Annotated in this window: 20 protein-coding genes; 7 read left to right on the forward strand and 13 right to left on the reverse strand. The window is 38.1% G+C overall.

Going from position 1 to position 22,799, the window contains the following annotated elements:
* Window positions 1-39: 39 nt before the first annotated feature.
* Window positions 40-603 (reverse strand): hypothetical protein, encoded by a 564-nt coding sequence (locus tag CNR22_04775; GenBank protein ID PBQ31106.1) that lies wholly within the window; start codon window positions 601-603, stop codon window positions 40-42.
* Between the two features lie 131 nt (window positions 604-734).
* On the opposite strand from CNR22_04775, the gene CNR22_04780 reads away from it, so the two are divergent.
* Together CNR22_04780 and CNR22_04785 are read left to right on the forward strand one after the other, a co-directional pair.
* Complete coding sequence (locus CNR22_04780; protein PBQ34820.1) at window positions 735-1,859, forward strand: b-N-acetylglucosaminidase; 1,125 nt, start codon at window positions 735-737, stop codon at window positions 1,857-1,859.
* 119 nt (window positions 1,860-1,978) lie between these two features.
* The gene (locus CNR22_04785) at window positions 1,979-2,491 is read left to right on the forward strand and encodes a hypothetical protein (GenBank protein ID PBQ31107.1); all 513 of its coding nucleotides are present in this window, start codon (window positions 1,979-1,981) and stop codon (window positions 2,489-2,491) included.
* A gap of 176 nt (window positions 2,492-2,667) precedes the next feature.
* On the opposite strand, the gene CNR22_04790 is transcribed toward CNR22_04785, so the two are convergent.
* Window positions 2,668-3,501, reverse strand: coding sequence for an ATP/GTP-binding protein (locus tag CNR22_04790; protein ID PBQ31108.1), 834 nt, complete (start codon window positions 3,499-3,501; stop codon window positions 2,668-2,670).
* Between the two features lie 158 nt (window positions 3,502-3,659).
* Between CNR22_04790 and CNR22_04795 the strand changes: the two genes are divergently transcribed.
* Window positions 3,660-4,952 carry a sorbosone dehydrogenase gene (locus CNR22_04795; protein ID PBQ31109.1) on the forward strand — a complete coding sequence of 431 codons (1,293 nt, stop codon included), beginning with the start codon at window positions 3,660-3,662 and terminating at the stop codon, window positions 4,950-4,952.
* Window positions 4,953-5,187: 235 nt separating this feature from the next.
* Window positions 5,188-6,795 carry a hypothetical protein gene (locus CNR22_04800; GenBank protein PBQ31110.1) on the forward strand — a complete coding sequence of 536 codons (1,608 nt, stop codon included), beginning with the start codon at window positions 5,188-5,190 and terminating at the stop codon, window positions 6,793-6,795.
* Window positions 6,796-6,858: 63 nt separating this feature from the next.
* Here the strand turns inward: CNR22_04800 and CNR22_04805 are convergent, their stop codons facing one another.
* Window positions 6,859-7,323 carry an NUDIX hydrolase gene (locus CNR22_04805; protein ID PBQ34821.1) on the reverse strand — a complete coding sequence of 155 codons (465 nt, stop codon included), beginning with the start codon at window positions 7,321-7,323 and terminating at the stop codon, window positions 6,859-6,861.
* Window positions 7,324-7,543: 220 nt separating this feature from the next.
* Between CNR22_04805 and CNR22_04810 the strand changes: the two genes are divergently transcribed.
* The gene (locus tag CNR22_04810) at window positions 7,544-8,203 is read left to right on the forward strand and encodes a hypothetical protein (protein PBQ31111.1); all 660 of its coding nucleotides are present in this window, start codon (window positions 7,544-7,546) and stop codon (window positions 8,201-8,203) included.
* 48 nt (window positions 8,204-8,251) lie between these two features.
* On the opposite strand, the gene CNR22_04815 is transcribed toward CNR22_04810, so the two are convergent.
* Window positions 8,252-8,674, reverse strand: a complete 423-nt coding sequence (locus CNR22_04815) for a hypothetical protein (GenBank protein ID PBQ31112.1) — start codon at window positions 8,672-8,674, stop codon at window positions 8,252-8,254.
* Between the two features lie 30 nt (window positions 8,675-8,704).
* The gene (locus CNR22_04820; protein PBQ31113.1) at window positions 8,705-9,304 is read right to left on the reverse strand and encodes a peptidoglycan peptidase; all 600 of its coding nucleotides are present in this window, start codon (window positions 9,302-9,304) and stop codon (window positions 8,705-8,707) included.
* A 266-nt stretch (window positions 9,305-9,570) separates the two neighbouring features.
* On the opposite strand from CNR22_04820, the gene CNR22_04825 reads away from it, so the two are divergent.
* A complete protein-coding gene (locus CNR22_04825) occupies window positions 9,571-10,329 on the forward strand; it encodes a hypothetical protein (GenBank protein PBQ31114.1) in 759 nt (252 codons plus the stop codon).
* A gap of 41 nt (window positions 10,330-10,370) precedes the next feature.
* Here the strand turns inward: CNR22_04825 and CNR22_04830 are convergent, their stop codons facing one another.
* From CNR22_04830 to CNR22_04855, 6 genes are all read right to left on the reverse strand, one after another.
* Entirely contained in the window at window positions 10,371-10,844 is a 474-nt protein-coding gene (locus CNR22_04830) for a glyoxalase (protein ID PBQ34822.1), read from the reverse strand.
* Between the two features lie 70 nt (window positions 10,845-10,914).
* The gene (locus tag CNR22_04835; GenBank protein PBQ31115.1) at window positions 10,915-12,972 is read right to left on the reverse strand and encodes a hypothetical protein; all 2,058 of its coding nucleotides are present in this window, start codon (window positions 12,970-12,972) and stop codon (window positions 10,915-10,917) included.
* The gene (locus CNR22_04840; protein PBQ31116.1) at window positions 12,962-13,960 is read right to left on the reverse strand and encodes a hypothetical protein; all 999 of its coding nucleotides are present in this window, start codon (window positions 13,958-13,960) and stop codon (window positions 12,962-12,964) included. The genes CNR22_04835 and CNR22_04840 overlap by 11 nt, the downstream gene beginning before the upstream one ends.
* A 7-nt stretch (window positions 13,961-13,967) precedes the next feature.
* Entirely contained in the window at window positions 13,968-16,580 is a 2,613-nt protein-coding gene (locus CNR22_04845) for a hypothetical protein (protein PBQ31117.1), read from the reverse strand.
* Window positions 16,581-17,945 carry a hypothetical protein gene (locus tag CNR22_04850; GenBank protein PBQ31118.1) on the reverse strand — a complete coding sequence of 455 codons (1,365 nt, stop codon included), beginning with the start codon at window positions 17,943-17,945 and terminating at the stop codon, window positions 16,581-16,583.
* A gap of 65 nt (window positions 17,946-18,010) precedes the next feature.
* Window positions 18,011-19,084: an NADPH dehydrogenase NamA gene (locus tag CNR22_04855; GenBank protein ID PBQ31119.1), complete on the reverse strand. Its 1,074-nt coding sequence runs from the start codon at window positions 19,082-19,084 to the stop codon at window positions 18,011-18,013.
* 7 nt (window positions 19,085-19,091) lie between these two features.
* Here CNR22_04855 and CNR22_04860 point away from each other — a divergent pair, with 7 nt between their 5' ends.
* Complete coding sequence (locus CNR22_04860) at window positions 19,092-20,081, forward strand: hypothetical protein (protein ID PBQ31120.1); 990 nt, start codon at window positions 19,092-19,094, stop codon at window positions 20,079-20,081.
* On the opposite strand, the gene CNR22_04865 is transcribed toward CNR22_04860, so the two are convergent.
* Together CNR22_04865 and CNR22_04870 are read right to left on the reverse strand one after the other, a co-directional pair.
* Window positions 20,082-21,614, reverse strand: coding sequence for a hypothetical protein (locus CNR22_04865; GenBank protein PBQ31121.1), 1,533 nt, complete (start codon window positions 21,612-21,614; stop codon window positions 20,082-20,084).
* A 130-nt stretch (window positions 21,615-21,744) separates the two neighbouring features.
* Window positions 21,745-22,797 carry a 2-oxoglutarate ferredoxin oxidoreductase subunit beta gene (locus CNR22_04870; protein ID PBQ31122.1) on the reverse strand — a complete coding sequence of 351 codons (1,053 nt, stop codon included), beginning with the start codon at window positions 22,795-22,797 and terminating at the stop codon, window positions 21,745-21,747.
* Window positions 22,798-22,799 lie beyond the last annotated feature (2 nt).

Genomic DNA, 22,799 nt, shown 5'->3' on the forward strand with positions numbered 1-22,799 from the left:
GGCATTGAATTAATTTCGATGCCCCTTTTTTTATACCTTTTAATTTGAGAGATCCAGGATACATTTTTCTCTGATTGACCAAATATCATCTAAGCTATAGGGAATTTTATTTTCTATGATCCACTTCTGAAGATAGTTTTTATGATACGCTACTTTAAAGTGAGTGATTTGATCAGCTTCTATTTCGATTTCGTCAAGAATTACCTTTTCAATTTCTTCTTTATTCCATATCACTTTGGTTACATCGATCATTTCTCCTTTAAACCGCAAATAATTATGAGCCTCTGGAATATAAGCGAGTTTATAATTACTTAAAGTCTTACCAATAAGAGGCGAATTATCTGCATTCATTTTAAACAGGCCTAAAATAAGCTGAAGATCTTTAACATCATTTTCGATGGCCAACACTTTTAATAAAGCATGCTTGGTGCTACAGGTTCCGCAATTTTCAGAAAATACCGTAAGAAGATTGTTTTTGTCAGAGTTCCTGGCATACTTCAGTTGTTTTACAAAGGATAAAGCGTCTTTAAAATTGAAAATATTTTTGCTGTAAAACTGGCTTGAAACAGGACTTTTTCCGGAAAGAGTAAAGTTGAAAGGCATGGGTTTACATGTTTGTGAACAAACATTTCGTTTTTTATAACTCCACGCCTGTGTCGGTCAAATTTAAACTATTTTATTTTATTTTGTTCTTTCATTCACCGTGATAAAAAAAACAAATCATGTCTAAAAAAATCCAGTTTATTTTTTTCCTTCTGTTCACTTCACTTTTCTTTATCTCGATGATCAATAAAGAAGATGCACCATTACCCGGATCGGCAAAACAGGAAGTGGATAGCCTCGATATCAAGATCGGGCAAATGATTATGGTTGGAATAAAAGGAAGAACGGCGGTTTCGCCGGATGATACGCTTTTAAAAGAAATTCGTGATGGAAAAGTAGGAGGCGTTGTTCTTTTTGAAAAAAATATTTCCCCTGCAGATTCGAGAAACAAACTGATTCAGCTCAATTCCGATCTCCAGAAAAATTCTGCTATTCCTTTGTTTGTAAGCATCGACGAAGAAGGGGGATTGGTGCATCGTTTAAAAGAAAAATATGGCTTTGTTGGAATGCCTTCTGCAGCTTACCTTGGAAAAATCGATAACTCAGACTCCACTCTTTTTTATAATCGCCGCCTTACTGCAGAATTAAAAGAATTAGGATTTAACTGCAACTATGCCCCTACCCTTGATATGGCTATGAATCCTGAAAATACTGTCATCGTAAAACGTCAGCGTAGTTTTTCCGACAATCCTGATGTAGTTAGCAAAAATGCTTTGCTTTGTATTCAAGCGCATCATGAGAACGGAATCAAAACCATACTAAAACATTTTCCCGGCCACGGAAGTTCAACGGCAGATTCGCATGCAGGTATTGTGGATGTAACGGAAACATGGAGTTTCAAAGAACTCTTCCCCTACTTCACTGTTTTAAGTTCAGGAAATTACGATGCGATAATGACGGCACATATAATTAATAAGCGTTGGGATAATTCTTACTTGCCGGCAACTTTATCAAATAAGGTTGTCACCGACATCTTGAGAGGACTCTTAGGTTATAAAGGAGTTGTATTTTCAGACGATATGCAGATGGGTGCTATCGCAAAAAATTACGGATTTGAAAATGCTATTGAACTTGCCATAAACGCGGGAGTAGATGTTTTAATGTTTGCTAACAATGTAAGCAAAGAACAAAAAAATGTTAGTGCGTCAGAGATCCATGCTGTAATTAAGAAAATGGTAAAAAAGAAAAAAATTTCGAGAGAACGAATTAATGAAGCCTATTCGCGTATTATAGCCTTGAAAAGTAAAACGTTCTAACACTGCAAATTCGAAATTATCAGGGGTCAATTTTTTACACCTCTTAACATAATTCTTTCGGGGCTTAATTTTAAATCCTTTAATTTGGCTAAACTAAAAACTTATTAATATTCAACCTCATGAACAAATCATTTATTAAATCAGCAGGGCTTTTTATTTTAGCTCTATTTGTCTCTTTATCGTCCTTCGGACAAAAACCCATGGCCAGCCCACGTGACAGCGCGAGTGGAAAAGTAGGAAGCGCTAAGGTTTCTGTAAATTATGGAAGTCCCTCTGTAAAAGGACGTAAAATATGGGGCGACCTGGTACCTTACGGAAAAGTTTGGAGAGCCGGCGCTAACGAAGCAACTCTATTTACTACAGACAAAGCTATTAAAGTAGAAGGGAAAGAACTTGCAGCAGGTAGCTATGGTTTATTTGTTATCCCAAATGAAAATGAATGGATTATTATTTTCAATAAAACCTCAAAACAATGGGGCGCTTATGAATACAAAGAAAAAGACGACGCTTTGCGCGTTACTGTAAAACCTACAAAATCATCAGGTATGAATGAAAGACTAACGTATAAATTTACACCTAACGGACTTTCAATTATCTGGGAAAACTTAACCGTTCCAGTTAACATGAAATAAAATTTAAAAAAAATTAAACCGGAACAGACTTTCTGCTCCGGTTTTTTTTATGCATAACAATTGCGTTTAACTGTACAGGGTTTAATTTGAAAAATTTATTTAATCCAAATGAGACTTAAAAAAAGACCTCCGCTCAGTGTTGAATGGAGGCTTTTTTCATGATTAAAATTTAGTTTTTACTCTTTCAATTTGTACGCTACAATCTTATTTCCATAAAAAGTCGGTACATAAATTATATTTTTTGAAGAATCATAACCTATATCTGCTGTATTTAACTTCTGCTCCCGCGTATCCAATAAAATTGTTTTGCTGCCATCGGGTTTTACATGATAAATAATTCCGCTCCAACACGACACGATAAAATTTCCTGCTTTGGTCTGTATAAGACCATCCACACTTTCATCCATTCCTTCAGCAATCTTTGTTACCACTTTGCCCGTATCGGCCCTCCACAAAGCTCCCGCACTTAAAAAATAAAGACGATCATCAACGGCTAATAAACCATTAACCCCTTTTACTTCAGAAATAAAAACACTAACTGCGTTATTTTCTACACGACTGATAATCGCCTTACGTGTGTCTGAAACGTAAATAATCCCGTTTTTAGCAATAGTAACGTCGTTTAAAAACTTCGCATCAAAAATAGAAATACGTTCCAGAACTTTGGCCTCCTTTATATCGATTACCACAAGTTCATCAACGTCTGCCACATAAAGTTTGCCTTCGTGTATGGCAAGACCTTTTGGAGCATTTAAGCCTGTTAACCAATCTACATTTAACACCTTTCCATTTGGATCCATTTTGCCAATGGAACCTTTTGTGTCTTTTGCGTTAGTTTCTCCTTCGATATTTGAAAAATAAAGAACCTTGTGATCATTGGTCATTATCACACTTTCGGGCACTCTCAGATTAGCTTCTGTTTCCCAGATTTTTTGAATATCAGGCGTTTGCCCATTCATGGTTGATAAAGCCAAAAGCCCCGTTAAACCATATATCAATGATTGTTTCATAAAATTTTAGTCATGTTAAGGTAGTACAATTAAATCTCCGCAAAGTTCATTCCATCAAAACATTTCCCTAAAAAAAGACAAAAATACCACCCAGCCATGCACTTCTTTTTAATCCTGATGTTTAATTTTTACTTTTATCACTCTTAAAACATAACCCCATGCAATTAAAAACTCTTAGTTACGTCTCTGCATTTGCTTTAGCATCACTCTTCGTGCTGCCTTCGTGCAATCAAGATAAGGAAGAACCCAAATCAGAATCACTTGTATTAAAAGCTGATGCAGATAACGCCGGCCTTACTTTGCCCGCAGGTTTTGGGGCCTTAAAGGTTGCCGACGAAGTAGGACCAGCAAGGCACCTGGCTATTACTCCCGAAGGCCACGTTTTTATTAAACTGGCTTATCCCGATAAAGATGGCAATGGGATTGTTTTCCTCAAAGCCAAAGGTAACGATTACACAAAAATTGGTTTTGCTCCCTATGGTGGAACTGGAATCTTTTTAAAAGACAACTATCTGTATGCTTCTTCTAATACCGATGTTTACCGCTACAAATTAAACGAGCAACATGAACCTGTAGAATCTGTAAAACCAGAAAAAATAGTCAGCGGGCTCATTGATCGTCACCAGCATGAATCAAAATCAATTGCTCTCGACAATGCTGGAAATATTTATGTGAACATTGGAGCCTTCTCAAATTCATGTCAGCAAAAAGACCGTGAAAATAATTCTCCTGGCATTGTGAATTGTCCGGTACTCGACTCTGCTGCGGGAATTTGGCAATTTAAGGCTGATAAACAAGATCAGCACTACGGTGATGGACAACGTTACGCGACAGGTTTACGTAATGTAGTTGGCCTGGATTGGAACACTGAAAAAAACAGTTTGTTTGTTATGCAACATGGCCGCGACCAACTTACCATGTTTCCAGATGTATTTGATGCTAAAAAAAATGCTGAACTTCCTGCTGAATGCATGTTTGAATTAAAAAAAGGGGATAATTGCGGCTGGCCTTATTCTTATTATGATCCAACTACAAAGAAAAAAATATTGAATCCTGAATATGGTGGAGATGGAAAAAAAGAAGTGGGTAACGAATACATAGATCCTGTTGCGGCTTACCCTGCACATATGGCCCCAAATGGTTTGTTGTTTTACACGGGAAGCATGTTTCCAGAAAAATATAAGAACGGCGCGTTTATCGCTTTTCATGGATCCTGGAATCGCGCACCAGAACCACAAGCTGGCTTCTTTGTGGTTTTTCAACCATTTAAAGATGGTAAACCTTCTGGTGACTGGGAAATTTTTGCTGACGGCTTCTCCGGCTCAAAAGAAAACTCTGCTTCCGGAAAAGCGGATCATCGTCCCTGCGGCCTTGCACAAGGCCCCGATGGATCTATTTATGTTTCGGATGATTCTAAAGGGAGGATTTATAGAATTATTTATACCAAGTAATTAAGAATTAATCAGTAAAGGTATCTCAACAAACGCGTCTCACGAAACAGGGACGCGTTTATATTTTATCAAGGTAGTTATAAAGCTCACCTTTTTTGACAGCGCTTGATTACAAAATCATTTCACTTATTAATATGTTATCTAAACCTGATTTTAAAAAATAAAAATCAAATTTTATTCCGACCAAAGTCTTTTCATTATCTTCGCAAACTTATACCCCATTTCCTAAAAAACCATGAAAAAACTTTTTACGCTTATCCTTTGCCAGCTTCTATTAACAGGCCTGGCACTTAATGCCCAATGTACCTTTGGAAACTACCCGCCAGTTTATACTTCAACGACTGTTTCCTTGGGTGATAATTTTTTGCTTGGAACGAAATATACTTTGAGTACAACCGGCACCCTGATGGCTATTGGTTACAAAGGTGTTACTCCCGGCGCTCAAATCCGTATGGCTATTTACGCGAGCAATGCTGGAAGCCCTTCCTATCTGGTAGCAAATACCAACACATCAACTGTACAAGCAGGCAATCATCTTCTTCCTGTTACATCACCTGTAGTTTTACCTCCAGGAGATTATTTCATTGTGGGCAATTACTCTGTAAGTCCTCCGGGACCTCAGGTAAATAGCGTATCTTCTACAACCAACGTGGTTTATTACAGTCCGCAACAATTTACCTCTGCCATCACGTATTCCCCCACCTGGCAATCTTTTACCGGTAATGACTTTAATTACTGGGCAGATCTTAATCCAATGGTACAAATTGCCGGAGTGCAGCCTATTTGTAAGGGAGCCTCTTTAACGCTTACCGCTTCAGGCGCCACCACTTATACATGGAGTACGCTTTCCTCAAATACTGTTGTTACCGTTAATCCTACATTAACCACTACTTATAGCGTGATTGGAACATGGACTAACGGTTGCTACCATGTTGCAACTACCACTATCACAGTTCTGGTTTCACCCACAATTACTATCAACAGTGGTACCATCTGCGCTGGAAACACCTTCACTTTACAACCGGGTGGTGCGACTTCATACACTTTTTCGAGTGGAACAGCTACTGTTGCTCCTCAGCAAACCACCAATTATACAGTCTCCGGCACAAGCAGCGGTGGGTGTGTAGGAACCAGAGTAGCAACCGTTGTAGTGAATGCTTCCCCGGTATTAACGATCAACAGCGGCTCCGTTTGTTTGGGAAGTAATTACACCCTTACACCAGGTGGCGCAGTAAATTACACTATACAGGGAGGCAGCTCAGTTGTATCACCTGCAAGCACCTCTACTTATAGTATTGCAGGAGCTGACGCTATTGGTTGTAAAAACACAATTACAGCAACAGTTAGTGTACTCGCCTTGCCAACTCTTAGTTTATCGAGCAGCAATTCTTCCCTTTGTGCAGGAGAAGAAGGAACTCTTACGGTAAGTGGCGCCTCAAGTTACAGCTGGAACACTAACGCTACAAATCCTTCTATTTCTGTAAGTCCGGCCATAACCAGCACATACTCCGTTAAGGGAACTGACGCTAACGGATGTTCGACTACCGCAACGATTGTACAATCTGTAAATCTTTGTACAGGCCTCGAAAACAGTACCTCAAAGGCTCAGTCAATAAGGTTTTATCCAAATCCAACAAAGGGAGTGGTAATGATGGATGCCATTGCTTTTTCCGCAACTTCTCAGATAAAGATTTACAATGCTCTAGGCCAGAAAGTTTTCAGTGATTTCATTCGCCAGGAATCTTTTTCAGTAGACCTTAAAGATTTTTCGAACGGGATTTACACTTTTCAAATAACCGAAACATCAAATTCTGTTCAGTATTTTAAAGTGATAAAAAATTAATTCAAAAAAAATCCCCACCGAAAAAGTGGGGATTTTTTATTTTCTCTTCTTCCCATCAACTAGTTATCTATTTAAATTGAGTAAGGTATGCAACTCAACAATAAAGGCTTTTTGCGCCTCTATTATTTTTTCCATTGCCTGCTCTGCTGCAAACCATTCTGCTCTGTCAACTTCAGGAAATTCTTTTTTCTTACCAGAACGAGGCGGCCATTCCATTTCAAAAGTATTACTCTTTAATTTTCTAACGTCGAACTCCCCTTCTACAGCAAAACAGTATACAGTTTTTCCACCTTTCTGTGTGATATTTTTTAAAGGAATTTCATTGCCCTTCACCTCTTGTCCGGTCTCCTCAAAAAACTCACGCCTGGCAGCGTCTATAGCGTGTTCTGTAGAATCAAATTCTCCTTTAGGAACGGTCCAGGAACCAAGGTCTTTTTTTTGGAAAAATGGTCCGCCAGGATGCACCAATAAAACCTGTAGCTTTTGCTGAACTAATTTATAAAGAAGTATTCCGGCGCTTTGTTTCATATGTTTTATTAATGCTTTGTAAATAACATACCCGTCTGAACATTTCTTTCGGGAAGGGCATGTGCGTGTTACGTTTATAAACGTTTGCGCTGCGGCAACATGGCTATTTAAAGAGCAATGTAAAGTAAAAAGAAGTTTCAAAAGATTTGCAGAGATTTTCAAACAAAAACCCTTCATCATTTGACTTTGAAAAAGAAAATTTTATATTTATTTAAAAATTATGAAAATGAAAAAACTCAACTTTTTATTATCAGCCGCCTCTTTAATCGTTTTAACGGGATGTAATTCTCCAAAAACCGATGGCGCTCACGTGGAAGAGCCGAGCCACACGAAAGATTCTGTAACAACCGCGAAGCCTGACGAGGTTCCTATGGATAGCGCTGCAATGGCAAAAGCCTGGAACGAAAACCGTATGCCAGGAGAAATGCATAAATGGATGGCTACAGCCAATGGCAAATGGACCGCAGAAATGAGTTTTCGTATGAGTCCGGATGAACCATTGTCGCCACCAAGCAAAGCCGATGTTGAAACAAGAATGATCATGGAGGGCCGCTACCAGGAAACCACTTACAAAGGGAAAATGATGGGAATGGACTTTGAGGGAAAAGAAATAATGGCTTATGATAACGCGAAAAAGAAATTTATCAGCACGTTCATAGATAACACAACAACCGGGCTCATGTACATGGAAGGCACATATGATGAAGCTTCCAATACAATTAATTTTACCGGAGATATCACAGATCCTGCAACCGGCAAAAAAATGGATTATCGCCAGGAATTAAAATTTATCGATGATAAAAATCAGTTACTAAGCGCCTATGATAAAAAGGATGGCAAAGAATTTAAGAGTATGGAAATTAAGTTAACAAGAAAATGATCTGAGATAAAATCCTTTTACAAAAGCAGTCTTCGGACTGCTTTTTCTTTACATATACTTCACTTTAATCTCTACAGTCACATCTGCTTTATCCAAAGTAAAATCAAAGCTCTCAAATTTTGGTCGCGACATGCCGGTGTGAAAATAATTTGAAAATCCAAACCCTTCTTTAGGCAAAACCATTCCGTAGTCCATTTTCTCATTTATATTTTCATCATCCAAAATTGCAATGCCATAAGTTCCAGGTTTTAATCCATTATAACTTACAGCAAGCGTACCGTTTTTTAACGCGGTTTTTGGGATGGTCTTTATGAGAAAAGCTTTCTCGTCATCAAAACTTTTCGAATCTTTATAAAATGCAAGGCGAATATTTCCCTTATCGCTGCGAATGCTGTTGATGTTTACTTTTAGAGTTTGTGTCCGGCCTGAAAAGGTGGAAAGGGCTAAAATGAAAAAGAATATGTTCCGCATAACATTATTTTTGGCTAAATATAAATGAAATTATTCGACTAATTCAGAACTAAACATATCACCTGGCGAAATCATATTTTCATTTAAAGGAATTTCGTTTCCATAACGCTCGTGCAATTTCGCCTTTACCGCCGGGTGGCTTAAATCAAATGATTTCAAAGGCTTCAAAGATCCGATATCCAAATTTAAACTACGTTTATATAATTTCCATACATATTCCGAGCAATATAACTTATCATCATCCCAACTAAACCCTAAATCGTAGTGTTTACCCAGATCTTTGATAGCAGCCTTACGCAGAGTTTCAATTGCAGCAGGAGTTAAAACACTCTGATTTTTTAATCTTTTTACTTCGTAAGTTTTATCTGCACTCATGGCAACAAATTCTTCGAGTGTACTTTTAGTAACAGGTTCTACAGCATGATAAACAAATGCCTTACCATTTTCAATAAAAACAATGCCTATATGCGTGTATTTGGAATGTGTTGCCAGTTGAATGGCTTTTCCTTGTCCGGATGGATTTACCAGGAAGATCATATCCCCATTTTTCAGTGCGGACTTCGGGCTCTGCGCTGCTAAAAAACCGGAGAGTAACATACCACTGAACAGAAACAAAAATAAATGGCGCATGATTGAGTTTTTGAATAAAACGCAGCAGCGAAAGATAAGTTGCGAACTTAACAAATTTTAGATTTACAGCATCCACACTTAGCCAACAAACCATAGCAAAGGCGTTAAAAGGCCCAGCACAATAAGTAATTTTTGAAAGCGGTTAAACATAAGTATCTATTTTGATTCTTATACCAGCCATGTCTTACGGAGGTTTCTTCAGTTTCTCCAAACTAGACAAAAACCTTTTTCAAGCCGACGAATTTTCGCTACTTTTAAATTAACACATGGCGTTTTACGATTTAAATAGAGAAGAGCGGGCTCAACGGGTTTTAAACATTCAGAATGAACTTGAAAAAGAAATAAGTTCTGGAAAGTTGCACGATTCACTTGTTTATTTTGGAGACGAAGACACCTACATCCGAAAGGCCGCCTACCTTTCCATTGGCCGTATATATTTTTCGAATAAAAACATTCAATCCAGAATTATTAAAGTGCTTGAAAAACTTATCAATGAAAAGGACTTTAAAATTCGCCAAACTGTAATTAATGCCGCTGGAGAAATTGGCAAATCTGATTTTGAATCAGTACAGCATTTTTTTGATACAGGCCTGTTTGATGTGCATCACTCCCCAAGAAATGCGGTGATTGGATCTATTAAGAAGATGGGAGAAGTAAATCCCAACCCAGTTTTAAAATGGGCGAAAACGTATTTGCTTCACGACGACAAAGAAATACGCCGCGAGATTTGCCACGGCATAGAACTCCGCGGCAGAAAACACCCACAAGATATCCTGCCTCTGCTAAAAGAGTTACAACACGATAAAACAAAACGCGTAAGATCAACCTTGGTGCATGTTATAGGACAAATAGCCTATAAAAAAGGCTGCCTGGAAATTGTTCTGGCAAATTTGAAATCCTGGTCAAATAAAGAATTAGTAGCAGCTGCTCTTGACGAAATTATCGACGTGCATCAGCGTTATAAAAATTTTTCGGCAATGACTCAGAAAGAAGCCATTGCTTATATTGAAAAAAATTACCCGTAAAAAACAGAAAACTCTTGTTTTTACAAAGCGAAGTACAAAAGTTATTTTTGTTCCGACATCATTTTGTCCATACGTTTTTGCATCTCATCATAAGACACATCTTCAATGTGTGTACATACTACCCATTTGTGTCCGAAGGGATCTATCAAATTCCCTGAGCGATCTCCGTAAAACTGATCCTTTACTTCCATACCATTCTCCACTTTTCCTCCAGCATCAACAGCTTTTTTAAACACTGCATCTACATCATCAACGTATAAACAAATTCCAACAGGAGATCCTCCCAGAGACTGTGGACTCTTGTTGCCCCAATCAGCCATCTCTTCTGCCACCATAATAATAGAGTCCCCTATTTCCAGTTCTGCATGACCAACTTTATCACCCATCATTAGACGCCCTTTTTCTTTTGCCCCGAATGCTTTTTTATAATACTCTATAGCTTTATCAGCACCTTTTATATTTAAATAAGCAACAATGCTGTGATAATTGTGAGGAATTACTTTTGATTTTTCCATGATTTTAGTTTTAAATACATTCTGTATACCCGAAAACATATGCCAGCCCCCACTTTTAAATTTGCAGCAACTATTTTTTCGTAACCAGGCTTTGAGGAGCCTGATCCAAAGAAACCGCTCCCCCTTTTCCAAATAAACGCAATGCGAGTTCTTTCCCCACATTCTCAGCGGTTTTAAAAACAATTTGTTCATCCTTAACCAGAACTTTACCATCCGTTCCAACGACATTTATAATTGCCTGGTAAGAGTCGCCTTTGTGACTGAATTGAATGCTGGCCTGAGGTGCATTTACATCGTCTGCAAAATCGATATCACACGCTTTAAGATCTTCGATTACAGATTTAATTATTTCACTTTCTTCCCCGCCTGTTTTTAAATTTATATGCATCTGTATTCCAGAAAAAGGTATTAGTTGAGGAAATTCATCAAAGAGCCGGTTTTGAAAAACACGATTTTCTTCCGTTTCATTTTGAAGCGCCAGAATTTCCAGTACTCTCGCTAAAAATAATTTTTCACGTTCGTATTCAAAGCCGTTAGGTAGAACTTCGCTAGAAGGCTGCGCAATTACATTGTCCAATAGTTTCCTGCAAACCGCCTCAGCCTTTGCAGGCTCGTCATTTTCATAATTAAATTTAGCTACAAACAAATCAAAATAGCGGTAGACTTTTTCTCTGTTATCCTTAGAAGGATACTCTTCGTACATTCTTGTAAAATATGCCGGATTAAAATTTTTCAGGAGATAAAAACTTTCATCAAAAGACACTGTTGTCTCAGCACAGAACAAATCATAAATAATGCGCTTACGTTCAGGATTATATGCCATTGCATTAGCCAAAGCATATTCCAGCATCAACTTCTCCACCTTTAAACCGATCATCGCAAAAAGATCTCCCGGAGAATACCACCAACCAGGATTAAAAAATTTAAGCAGCGCGATTTTTTTATCTAGCAATTGTACCCGTAACAAATTAATGGTGAATTCGTATTGTGATTGCGTGAGTGTGGTATTAATATGAATCTCTTTAAAATTGGACGCCTTGTTTAAATAAAAATCGCTACTGTCAAGCTGACCATCGTACAAATAACTTCTTGCCAGGGCAATGTTATACCATCCGAATCCTGGCGTAGATCCAACTTGTGCAATTTTCTTCTGAGACATTTGAATAGCCTCTTTAGTCTGCCCTCCATAAATGAAAAGCATGGGTAAATAATAATCTGGCTCGCTCAGTGCGAAAGCGCCCTGGTAATCATATTTTTGGTAATAGAAAACCGACTCTTCAAAATGCGCAGTTTCATGTTTCATATTTGCATAGTTACCCCACGAAACTCTCCCGCCTTCGATTAAAAGTTTGTAATAATATTCACTGCTATCGTAATTCTGATTGTAATTATGTAAGATCGCGAGGTAATGGTAAACGGTAAGAAGGTCTTGCTGTTCTTGTCCAGGACCAAACCACATCTCATTAAGCGTTTGGTTCTTTTTTATTTTTTCGATCTGCAAATAGCAGTATTGAAAAGCTAATGCCTCGTTTTCCTCCAGACTATTTTTTAAAAAAGGGTATTTTTTAGAATTATAAAACCGGTTACGATGAACGATCCATGCCCGGTCGCTATTGGTGCTCACATAATCCTTCTGCAAATTATAATGGTCAATGCGATCTAATAAGGCCATCGTTTTTTCAGGCATTTCGAGATTATTATAACATCTTCCTAAAACATAAACCAACTGATGAAAATCGTCGAAGAGCTGAAGATTTTGGCTGTAATATCCAACAGAAGAAAATATCCTCATAAGATTATCACCGTAGTCTTTCTCCATGAGATCCAGGGCTTTTTCTAAAGGAACCACCGCATAACTATAACCCAGATAATCTGCACTACGGTTATATTTATACATCCCTTCATAATAATATCCTACATAATACGTACTGTCCAGGCGAATAAATTCACGACTTCTGGGCAAAGCATCTTTATCGTTAGTTGACACCCCTGTGCGTTTAGCGTTAATCTCGTAGCGGGCCGCCGCAGTATTTTGAGCCCTTAGGTCGTTGACGAAAAGGCACGCGAAAACAACAAACAAAGTTGCTGAGTAATTTAATCTTATATATAAAAAAAGACTAGATAACATTCTTGGCAGTAGTAATATTTAATTTCCGCAAACGGTCCATCTCTTTAACCAGGATACCACTCAATGCTTTTTGTTTCGCTTCTTTGTTCCTGTATATTAACCGGTGATCTATTACTGCGTTTGTTATTCGCAGGTCATCTTCTGTTACAAAACTTCTTCCGTTTACCATCGCAAAAGCTTTCAGACATTTTAAAAAAGTAATTCCACTTCTTGTAGATGCTCCAAGCACAATATCGGGATGCTTGCGGGTAGCGCTTACAATGTTTCTTACACTGCTCACAAGTTCTTCATGAATGAAAACTTTTTCTGCCTCCTGCTGAAGAAATAAAATGTCTTCCATATTTAAAGCCTGTTTCACATTCTCAATATTACTTTGTATACCTAAGTAATCTTTATAAATTTCAAGCTCGGTAGCTTCATCCACATAGCCAAAATAAATCTTAATAAAAAAACGGTCTAATTGTGCTGCTGGCAAAGGATAAGTTCCTTCCATCTCCACAGGATTCTGTGTAGCAATGGTAAAAAACAATTTCTCAAGCGGATAAGTTATGTCCCCCATAGTAATTTGATGTTCAGCCATACATTCGAGCAAAGCTGATTGCACTTTGGGCGAAGCACGGTTTATTTCATCAGCCAACAAAACATTACAAAACAGCGGTCCCTTCTTGAAAATAAACTCTTTTTTTACATCGTCGAAAATATGCGAACCAATTAAGTCCATTGGCAAAAGATCGGGCGTAAATTGAATACGTTTAAAATCAGATACACTCACTCCTGCTCTACCGGAAATACTTTTAGCCAGGATTTTTGCCATCACCGTTTTTCCCGTGCCTGGATTATCCTCCATTAAAATGTGTCCTTTAGCGAGCAATGCGGTAATAATATATTCTATTTGTGGACGTTTACCACGAATTACAGATTCTATATTAACGACCAGTTTTTGAATACTTGCCATTGCTCTTTCCATTTGCAGTGTTTGCTCTTCCATAGTAATTCTATTTAGATTTTGAAAAAAAATGTAGCGTTGCTGTTAAGTTTAAAAATTTACCAAAACGTGTTTTAAAAGGAACTTGCTCTTTTACCTTACTTATAAAAGGTTGGTAGAAATTCCTAAGGACTCTTTGTTCTTCTACCGTTAAAGGGAAAGAGCTGTATTTCATTTTCTGATAAACCGCGTTAAAATCAAAAAATTGAGTTGAAAATTTTGCATCTACCGATTTTAAATAATCGTTTGGCCGCAGAGGATCAGCCTCTATGCCAAGTTGATTCAAATAGTATAAGCACGCGGTATAGCGGGCGTAGCCACTGCCATCTTTTTCAGATCTAGCTCTATTATCCATATACATCCAAATACTCCAGGGGAGAAGAAATAATATAAGCACTAAACTCACAAGGGATATTAAGGTAATCCAAAGAACTTTGATCCAGTCAACATCCGTGTTAATTTCCGTCTTCCCATTTTCCTTTTGCTTCCTGGTGGGATCCTTTGTCATGATTTTAATCTCATCAATAGGCACAGGCACCGGAAGTTTTTTCACAATACCATCCACGTTATCATTTTTTAAAGCATAAATCGTTTTCAATACTTCCGCGTGTGAAACAGCGGTAACATGCATACCTTCCTTCAAGGCACTAAAATTTGTTATTCCTGTGTCACTGGTTATAGTAGCTAAAGAGATGTCTGCTAAAAGATCTGTTCCTTTACTTGTATAATCTGTATCATGGTAAAGAAGCTTTTCAACACTCATTGTCAGTCTTTTTTGCTTTTGATCCACAAATTTAATCTGTCCATCTGCCACCAAAAAAGTCTTCATCACATTTTCCGGAGGTGTGCCATCAGGTTGTGAAGCCTGTTGTGTATTAACATCCGGAATGGTTGTATCGAAATCAATCCAACCAAATTCGTTGAAATATACTTGTACCCAGGCGTGCGCCTGATCTCTGTAAAACCAATACCAACCGGGGTTTTTATTACTCCTGTCAGTTGTAGAAAAGCCAACTGCCACACGGGATGGAATTCCTAAAGAACGCAACATAAATAAAGTTGCGCCTGCAAAATAAGCACAATATCCTTTACGGTTCTCTAATAAAAAATATGTAAGCTTGTTAGCGCTTGGTAAACCGGGTACGCCAGGATTATCAGAGTACTTAAACAAAGGTTGACCGAATTCATTTTTGCTTGTAAAATAATCTCTTAAAGCTAAAATCTTATCGATAGGAGTTCTGGCATTTTTTGTAAGATTTTTTGCCAGCTCCCCGATTTTACGATACTCTGCATCTTTTGGCATGTAAGTGTAATAGTTCATAAACGCCTCATCCGGACCTTTGATCTCGGTTACTTCCCGAAGCAATTCGAAACGTTGTTGCTGAAAATCTTCAAGCTGAACATTTCCTGCCGGATTGTAAATAAAATAAGCGCTGTTTAATTCACTCACCCACATCTTTGCCTGATAGGCACTTCTGTAGGTTTGTTTTTGTTCTTTCGGAACAGAAATAGGTTGGCAAAAGAAAGAAGTAGATGGCGCAAGAAATTCAGTAGAAGATAAACTCACATTATAAATTTCAGCTGTAACAATTTTGCGATTGCGTATTGCTAAAGAATTTTCAATTACTTTTTGATCGGTCTTTTTAAAATACAGCGGAATTTGTGATGGATCGGGATCAAATAAATCGTTGTACGGAATATTTTTATCTGTTTCGAAAGTCTGCGTAGCTGTGTCAAATTTCGTGTAATAAAAAGCAGTAAAATAAAGGGGATTTGGAGTTTTTCCGTCGCTTAAAAAATTATCAAGACGTGCTACAAAAACGAGGTCCTTATCTTTATTGAGAGAACCGGCTAGTTTTGACTGATCTTTATTCTTCACCCCACCGCCTTCATCTTTCTGAGTCATGGATTCATTTTTTTCCGTGCCTTTGCCACCCCCGGATTTGGAACCACCACCCCACTCTTTTTCAATGGCATTAAACTCATTTCTAAAAACATTCAAGAGCACCAAAAACAATACCAGAAAAAAAACTGCAAATCCAACCAGGCGTTTACCGATAAACAACCCAAAACGCTCTTCCTCTTCATTCATATTCCGAATGAGTTCTGAAGTGTAGATTATATAAAAAGCATAAGTCAAAAATGGAACAAATGCGTTTATAAGTGCTGTAACATGAACGTCGGTTGTTTTACTTACAACTACAATTTGTATAACCAAAAGCAGCACAGCCCAGCAAACCGTAAAATATTTGGAGCGGCTAAAACCAAACCCAACAAGCCATCCGCAACAAAACAAAATAGAGAAAACTAAAAATTGTATGGAGACATAAAAGGAGTCAAACTCACTGACATTAATACTTCCCAATGATTTATAGACAATGTATTGAAGTATAAACAGAAGTCCGGCCGTTGCCCAAAACCGAAAACGAAAAGCATAAAAGATAATAGACAAAACCACTCCGGCGAAAAAATACAGCCCTTGCTTAACCCAATGATTCTCGAGAATAGAATAAAATAAATTCAGACGCCAGAGTAAATAAAATACCAAAGCCGCTGTGGGAAGAGCAAGTAAGAATAACTGCGCTACAACTTTTTTTACACTATGTAGTTTTCCTATCGCCATTTAGTTGATAACGAGTTGCTGATGATCTTTTAAAAGTAACTTAAGTTCTTTTTCATTCTGCTCAATTTTAAATCTCAACTTAGACAAATTCCACGAACTTCTATAGGTTGCCGTTTTATCAGTTTCCTGCTGAATAAAGATCCACTGCAACCAATGTGTAAAATCAAGATCGTTCAAACTTTCCGTTAAGGGAACAAATACAAACGAAACGTTGTGCCCGTATCTATCTACCAGTTCTTTCACCTGCTCCACCTCACTTAAAGAAGAAAGCAAAACAACGGCAGCATCTTTTGGATCAAAAAAACTTTTGAGTTGCGTTTCAGTTTGCCAGGAAGACAGTGTTATAGCATATTTTGTTCTGTCATCATTACTGTTAGCAGACTGGGGAATCGGCTGGTCAGAGACATAGCGCACCTCAAAACCTTTTCTCTCAAACTGCTGGTAAAGTGACCAACACATGGTTTTATAATAATTCAGGAATGGCACTTCAATTACTTCATTCCCCCGAACATCGAAAGAAGAAAAAAATGAAGGATAAAAATATATGTGTGAAGCGTAGGGATCCAAAACCTCTGGTATTCTCACAACAAGCTCTTTATTCTTAGCGTAAATCTTCCACACAATCCTTCTTACGTCATCACTGTTCTCGAAGTTTTTATAATTGATGTACTCGCCTTCTACTTTTTTAAGCTCCTCTATACGGGTAGTCTGCTCTTCTGTCTTGCGAGGAAAGGCATGGACACTTTTTATTTCCTGAACTTTCGGAGGTGTATAAAAAGAATTATTAGCCAATAAAGGAGTGGCGAAAGAAAAGAACTGAAAAAAATCTTCGAAATAAACAATTACTTTTTCAATACGGTATTCACGAATCTCGGGAAGGTCCCAGGAATAAACACCATCGAGTGCTGTATTAATAATTTTGCCCTTGCCTAGTTTTACAAGATCAAATTTTTTAGAGTAACGCGTTTCATCATAATTTAAACGAATGCGAATGTAACCCAGCAATGGTTGTAAAATGGGATGAATGTAGATAGAAACTTTTTGTTTGCTCCCGTCTTCTGTAGAAGTGGTGGTAAGACGTACTAGAATTCCACGCCGCCGTTGCTGCAACTTAAAATACACAAAAGCCACACTTACAGAAAGCATTCCCAGGCAAAGAATAAAAGATCCAACAAATAAAGCAAGCGACAATAAAAGCTTAAAAATATCTTTGTAAGACGAATCAGGTATTTCAGAAGCCCGATGCAACCAGCGATAACCAAGAAAAGCGGCCAAAGCAAATAAAAGAAAATAGAGTGTAAACGGAAGATAAAATCCAATGCGCTTTCCTAAAAAAAGTAACTTTTTTAAACGCGACCTGATCATATACTTGCTTATCTTTTTTTTAAAGCTAATACTTTTTTCATTCAGAATCCAGGACCCTTCAGCCTTTAACGTAATTTCTTTTTTGCTCTCACGTATTGATCGGGCCAGTCGACATCCTGCCCAAGTTCGTGAGCAGCATGCAAGGGAAAATAAGGGTCACGTAACAATTCGCGAGCCATAAATACCAGATCCGCGCGATTGTCAACAATGATAGACTCCGCTTCCTGCGCAGTCGTAATAAGTCCCACAGCACCGGTCCTTATCTCACTATTTTTCCGAATACTTTCTGCGAGATCGGTTTGATACATTGGTTTTAATTCTATTTTTACACCATGTACATTTCCACCGGTAGAACAATCTATAAGATCAACATCCAGTTCTTTTAAAACTTTTGCCAGTTCAATAGAATCCTTTTCAGTCCAGCCGCCCTCTGCATATTCTGTAGCAGAAAGGCGCACAAATAAAGGAAGTTCAGTAGGCCATACCGTGCGGACAGCTTCTACCAGCTCTCTTAAAAAGCGCGTACGATTCTCAAAACTTCCACCATAATTATCGGTGCGGGTATTGCTAAGCGGCGATAAAAATTCGTGAATTAAATACCCATGGGCCCCATGTAGTTCAACGATTTTAAAACCGGCTTTCAGTGCGCGTTCTGCCCCATCTTTAAACCGCTTTACCAAAGTCTTAATTTCAACCTTCGTTAATTCTTTTGGAATAGGATCACCTTCTTTAAAAGCAATCGCACTCGGAGCAACCGTCTCCCAACCACCATCGTTCATTCCAATAGCCTGGCCACCTTTAAAGGGCGATTCCATGCTGGATTTACGGCCTGCATGCGCAAGCTGAATGCCCGGAACGGCGCCGTGGGTTTCTACAAAAGTGGTAATGCGTTTTAAATGTTCTATGTGTTCGTCTTTCCAGATACCGAGATCAGAAGGAGATATTCTTCCTTCCGGAACAACCGCCGTGGCTTCCGTAAAAACCAACCCCGCTCCTCCAACTGCTCTGCTTCCCAAATGCACGAGGTGCCATTCACCGGCAAAACCATCCAGGCTGGAGTATTGACACATAGGTGAAACTACCAGTCTGTTTTTAATAGTGATTGATTTTATTTGTACCGGTGTGAAAAGTTCTGCCATAATTTTAATGTTGATCTTCACAAAAATAACATTACAGGCAGAATATAAACGTGAAAAAATCACAAGAGGATCTGCCCCAAATTTGGCGCCCGGCTTGGAAAAAAAATGTAAATTGTCGGCCAGTAATAACCCAAATATGATCAGGCTTCTAATTGTCTTTCTATTTTCTTTTATATGTTTTTCCTGCGAAACTCTTTTCGAAGACGAAGATCTTAAAATCATATACTTTCCAAATAGCGATCTCATAAAACAATCTATAGAATATAAAGACGGTAAAAAATCAGGCGCCTTTAAAGAATTTTACAGAAATGGAAATCCAAAAACCATTCAGCATTACCGAAACGATACGCTTACTGACACTTCTTTCTTCTTCTTCGAAAACGGCGTGCTCGGTAGTCTGCAAATTTTTAAAAATGGTGGCAAAACAGGTTGCTGGAAAAAATTTAATAAGCAGGGGCGCGAATACTGGAATGTTACTTTTAAGAACGGACTACTGGATGGCAAGGCCGAAGAATACAGTTACAGAACCATTCGCCTGCTAACCCGCAATAACTATTTTCAGGGAAAGAAACAGGGTCGACAGGAATCCTATTATCCTAACGGCAAGCCAAAGTCTATTACGTATTTCGAAGATGGCTTGGAATCAGAGAACGCACAGGAATGGGATGAAAAAGGAAAAGAAATACATAATGATTTTAGTATTCACGTTACTGAGAAAAATTTAGTGTTACTCGAAAATAAACTAACTTACTACATAACGCTGGACAATCCTCAACCAGACGATTGTGTCTATGAAATACAGTCACCCCAGATTTCTAAAAAAATTGTGACTATTCGCCGTCTCGAAAAAAATGGCAACAGTCATATCACAGACTACTACATCAGTAAAGGCGGCTTCGTGATGGAAGAAGTGCACATTGCTGTTTTTCGTAAAACTGCATTGGGAAATCAGATTGTAAAGCGCAGTAAATTTATGGCGTCTGCAAATAATTTCTAGTTAAGTTTGATTGAGTCGCATTTGCAAAGCAAAACTATTAGGAGCGTAGATAAGTCCCTTTTTTAAAAGTTCTCTACAACGCTTTACATTTCCCTTCTTATAATAAAAAGTCGCTCCTTCAGAATACGCTTTTTCAACGTATGCTGGTGTATGTTCAACGGTCTTGTCATCGGCAACTATAGATTCAAATTCTTTTAAATAATTATCTCCCTTAACAGCATTTCCCAGAAGATAACTCTGGTAACCCAGTTGTAAAACACAATTACTCCTTATCCCGTTTAGCCAATTAGATGTTGCGAGAAAAGCAAAGTCTGAAGAGAATTTTTTTGCCAGGTTCAGAATTTCCTGAGCTTCCGTCATCTTCTCAGCTTTTCGCGATAATTGCGCAATGATCAAACTTCTAAGGTCAGCCGGTTCTGGATTTGCGGTATAAGCGCCAAGCAGATGCTCATAAATAATCTTATCACTTTTTTCAGCAATAAACGCTACACGTGCAAGATTGTAATGGTAACTAAAAGCAATGTCGTTCTTTAAACCAGAATCTTTTAACGACTTGTGGATGATATTAAAAGATGCTTCATATTTTCCGTAATCAGAGCGATCAATAAGTTGATGCTGCGTTAACCGCTGAAACTCATCTCGTATATTTTGATCAGTGATATCTACATTATCAAGCGCATTCAAGCGACATAAAATTGCAAAATCCTGTACATAATTTTGTTCATTGTAATTATTGCTTCGTACCTCCATGGCGAGCATGTACTTTAAAAGGTGCCGGTTGCGCGGGCAATCATCTAAATAACAGGCTTTTTTCATTTCCCTGGCTGCTACCGTGAATATATGATCATCTGCAGAATATAAACTGTAATTGGAATACTGCATACCTACCAGACTGCGCATAGACACAGGCGTAGACGAGTAAAAATATTTTTCGAAGAGTTCTGAGGCGGGCCTTAAATCGTAATCCTCTTGTGGAATAACATGAACGGCATATAAATAGTCTACATAATTTTTCACAAAACTATCACTAAAACGCATGTATCCTTTTTCCTCGCTGGTAGTCTCTACAAAAATTTTATAACTCTGCGGATAGGCAATCAAAAAAACATGACTTGGCTTTTCCATGATCTGGAAAGGAATTCCGAGATCTGTAAAAATAAGCGCATAGAGCGCCGTTGAGGATACGCAATTGTAATATCCGTTATTAAAAATATCGCAAAAACTATTTTTGTATTCGTACTTTGTAAAGAATTTCCGGTGCACATATTGATGGATATATTTCACCTGTTTTTCTTCACTCTTACCTTTAATAGCTTCCCGTAGTTCATCCACACAAATTTTTATTCTCAGAGAAACAGTCGATAATTTAACGTCGTTGTACGTTTGAGGACTTAAAAGTAAAAGTTCAAGATAACGCGTACTTCCTGCAGTTGATTGAAAAAAAATGGTTCTTTCTTCCTGGTCTTTAAAAGTAAGGTCTCCTTTTTTTACAATAGAATCACCCTGTTGTGCTAAGCCAAATGAAGCAGACAAACAAAAGAACAAGAATAAATACACCTTAGACATCATGAAGACAGGGGAATAATAGCGCTAAATCTACAAAATAAATGGGGATCGCTAAAAACCATGTTATTATTCAAGAAACGCTTTAATGCTTTAGGTGTTACCTGAATTCCGCATTAATGTCCTTCAACATTTCCGAGCCCGGGCAAAGATCTTTGGCAGAGAGCGTATTCAAAGGTTTTTCAGTAGAGTTAATCGTGTGATGCAGATCTTTTGTTTCAGGATTCATATATAAAAGGCCGGTAAGAATTTCACCTTTTTCCTTTGCATTCATCATGGCGTTCACCGCAGAACGTTTATCTAAAGGATCCCAGTCTTTCGCTAATTTATTTAATTGGATAAAAGAACCATCATGCATTTTTACTTTTTCTACACTCCCTTCCTTGTAATTAGCGGTGATCTCTTTCATCTCTGGAACAAAATCGATGGTAGCAGTAGCTTCCACATGTTCTCTTACATAGTCGTAAGATTTTGTAGATCCAACATTGTTATTAAAGGTTACGCAAGGGGAAATCACATTTATAAATGCAAAACCAGGATGCATTATTGCAGCCTTCATTAAAGGAATTAATTGCGCTTTATCACCGGAAAAACTTTGTGCTACAAAAGTAGCGCCTAGCTCTATGGCAAGACTTGCAAGATCTATAGACTCAAAAGGATTTACCTGTCCACTTTTATTTTTCGAACCCAGATCGGCTGTTGCAGAATCCTGTCCTTTTGTTAAACCATAACACCCATTATTCATAACCACATACACCATATTGAGATTTCTTCGTACCACATGTACAAACTGTCCCATACCAATGCTGGCAGTATCTCCGTCGCCCGAAACACCGAAATAAATCAAATCTCGGTTAGCAAGATTCGCCCCCGTCGCAACAGAAGGCATTCTTCCATGTACCGAATTAAAACCATGTGAATTACTTAAAAAATAAGCAGGAGTTTTCGAAGAGCAACCAATGCCTGATAATTTCGCGAGACGATGTGGCTCAATGTTTAATTCAAAAGCGGCCTGAATAACCGAAGCGCTGATAGAATCATGTCCGCAACCTGCACAGAGTGTAGATAGCGAACCTTCATAGTAATCAACAGTATAACCGAGTTTATTGGTGGGTAAGGCTGGGTGACGGAATTTAGGGCGTACGTAGCTCATAA

Source organism: Sphingobacteriaceae bacterium (assembly GCA_002319075.1).
GTDB lineage: Bacteria > Bacteroidota > Bacteroidia > B-17B0 > Aurantibacillaceae > Aurantibacillus.

Coding starts and splice junctions, on each gene's coding strand:
- CNR22_04775 (PBQ31106.1), bottom strand. CDS start 603: ATGCCTTTCAACTTTACTCTTTCCGGAAAAAGTCCTGTTTCAAGCCAG.
- CNR22_04785 (PBQ31107.1), top strand. CDS start 1,979: ATGAACAAATCATTTATTAAATCAGCAGGGCTTTTTATTTTAGCTCTA.
- CNR22_04790 (PBQ31108.1), bottom strand. CDS start 3,501: ATGAAACAATCATTGATATATGGTTTAACGGGGCTTTTGGCTTTATCA.
- CNR22_04795 (PBQ31109.1), top strand. CDS start 3,660: ATGCAATTAAAAACTCTTAGTTACGTCTCTGCATTTGCTTTAGCATCA.
- CNR22_04800 (PBQ31110.1), top strand. CDS start 5,188: ATGAAAAAACTTTTTACGCTTATCCTTTGCCAGCTTCTATTAACAGGC.
- CNR22_04805 (PBQ34821.1), bottom strand. CDS start 7,323: ATGAAACAAAGCGCCGGAATACTTCTTTATAAATTAGTTCAGCAAAAG.
- CNR22_04810 (PBQ31111.1), top strand. CDS start 7,544: ATGAAAATGAAAAAACTCAACTTTTTATTATCAGCCGCCTCTTTAATC.
- CNR22_04815 (PBQ31112.1), bottom strand. CDS start 8,674: ATGCGGAACATATTCTTTTTCATTTTAGCCCTTTCCACCTTTTCAGGC.
- CNR22_04820 (PBQ31113.1), bottom strand. CDS start 9,304: ATGCGCCATTTATTTTTGTTTCTGTTCAGTGGTATGTTACTCTCCGGT.
- CNR22_04825 (PBQ31114.1), top strand. CDS start 9,571: ATGGCGTTTTACGATTTAAATAGAGAAGAGCGGGCTCAACGGGTTTTA.
- CNR22_04830 (PBQ34822.1), bottom strand. CDS start 10,844: ATGGAAAAATCAAAAGTAATTCCTCACAATTATCACAGCATTGTTGCT.
- CNR22_04835 (PBQ31115.1), bottom strand. CDS start 12,972: ATGTTATCTAGTCTTTTTTTATATATAAGATTAAATTACTCAGCAACT.
- CNR22_04840 (PBQ31116.1), bottom strand. CDS start 13,960: ATGGAAGAGCAAACACTGCAAATGGAAAGAGCAATGGCAAGTATTCAA.
- CNR22_04845 (PBQ31117.1), bottom strand. CDS start 16,580: ATGGCGATAGGAAAACTACATAGTGTAAAAAAAGTTGTAGCGCAGTTA.
- CNR22_04850 (PBQ31118.1), bottom strand. CDS start 17,945: ATGATCAGGTCGCGTTTAAAAAAGTTACTTTTTTTAGGAAAGCGCATT.
- CNR22_04855 (PBQ31119.1), bottom strand. CDS start 19,084: ATGGCAGAACTTTTCACACCGGTACAAATAAAATCAATCACTATTAAA.
- CNR22_04860 (PBQ31120.1), top strand. CDS start 19,092: ATGTTGATCTTCACAAAAATAACATTACAGGCAGAATATAAACGTGAA.
- CNR22_04870 (PBQ31122.1), bottom strand. CDS start 22,797: ATGAGCTACGTACGCCCTAAATTCCGTCACCCAGCCTTACCCACCAAT.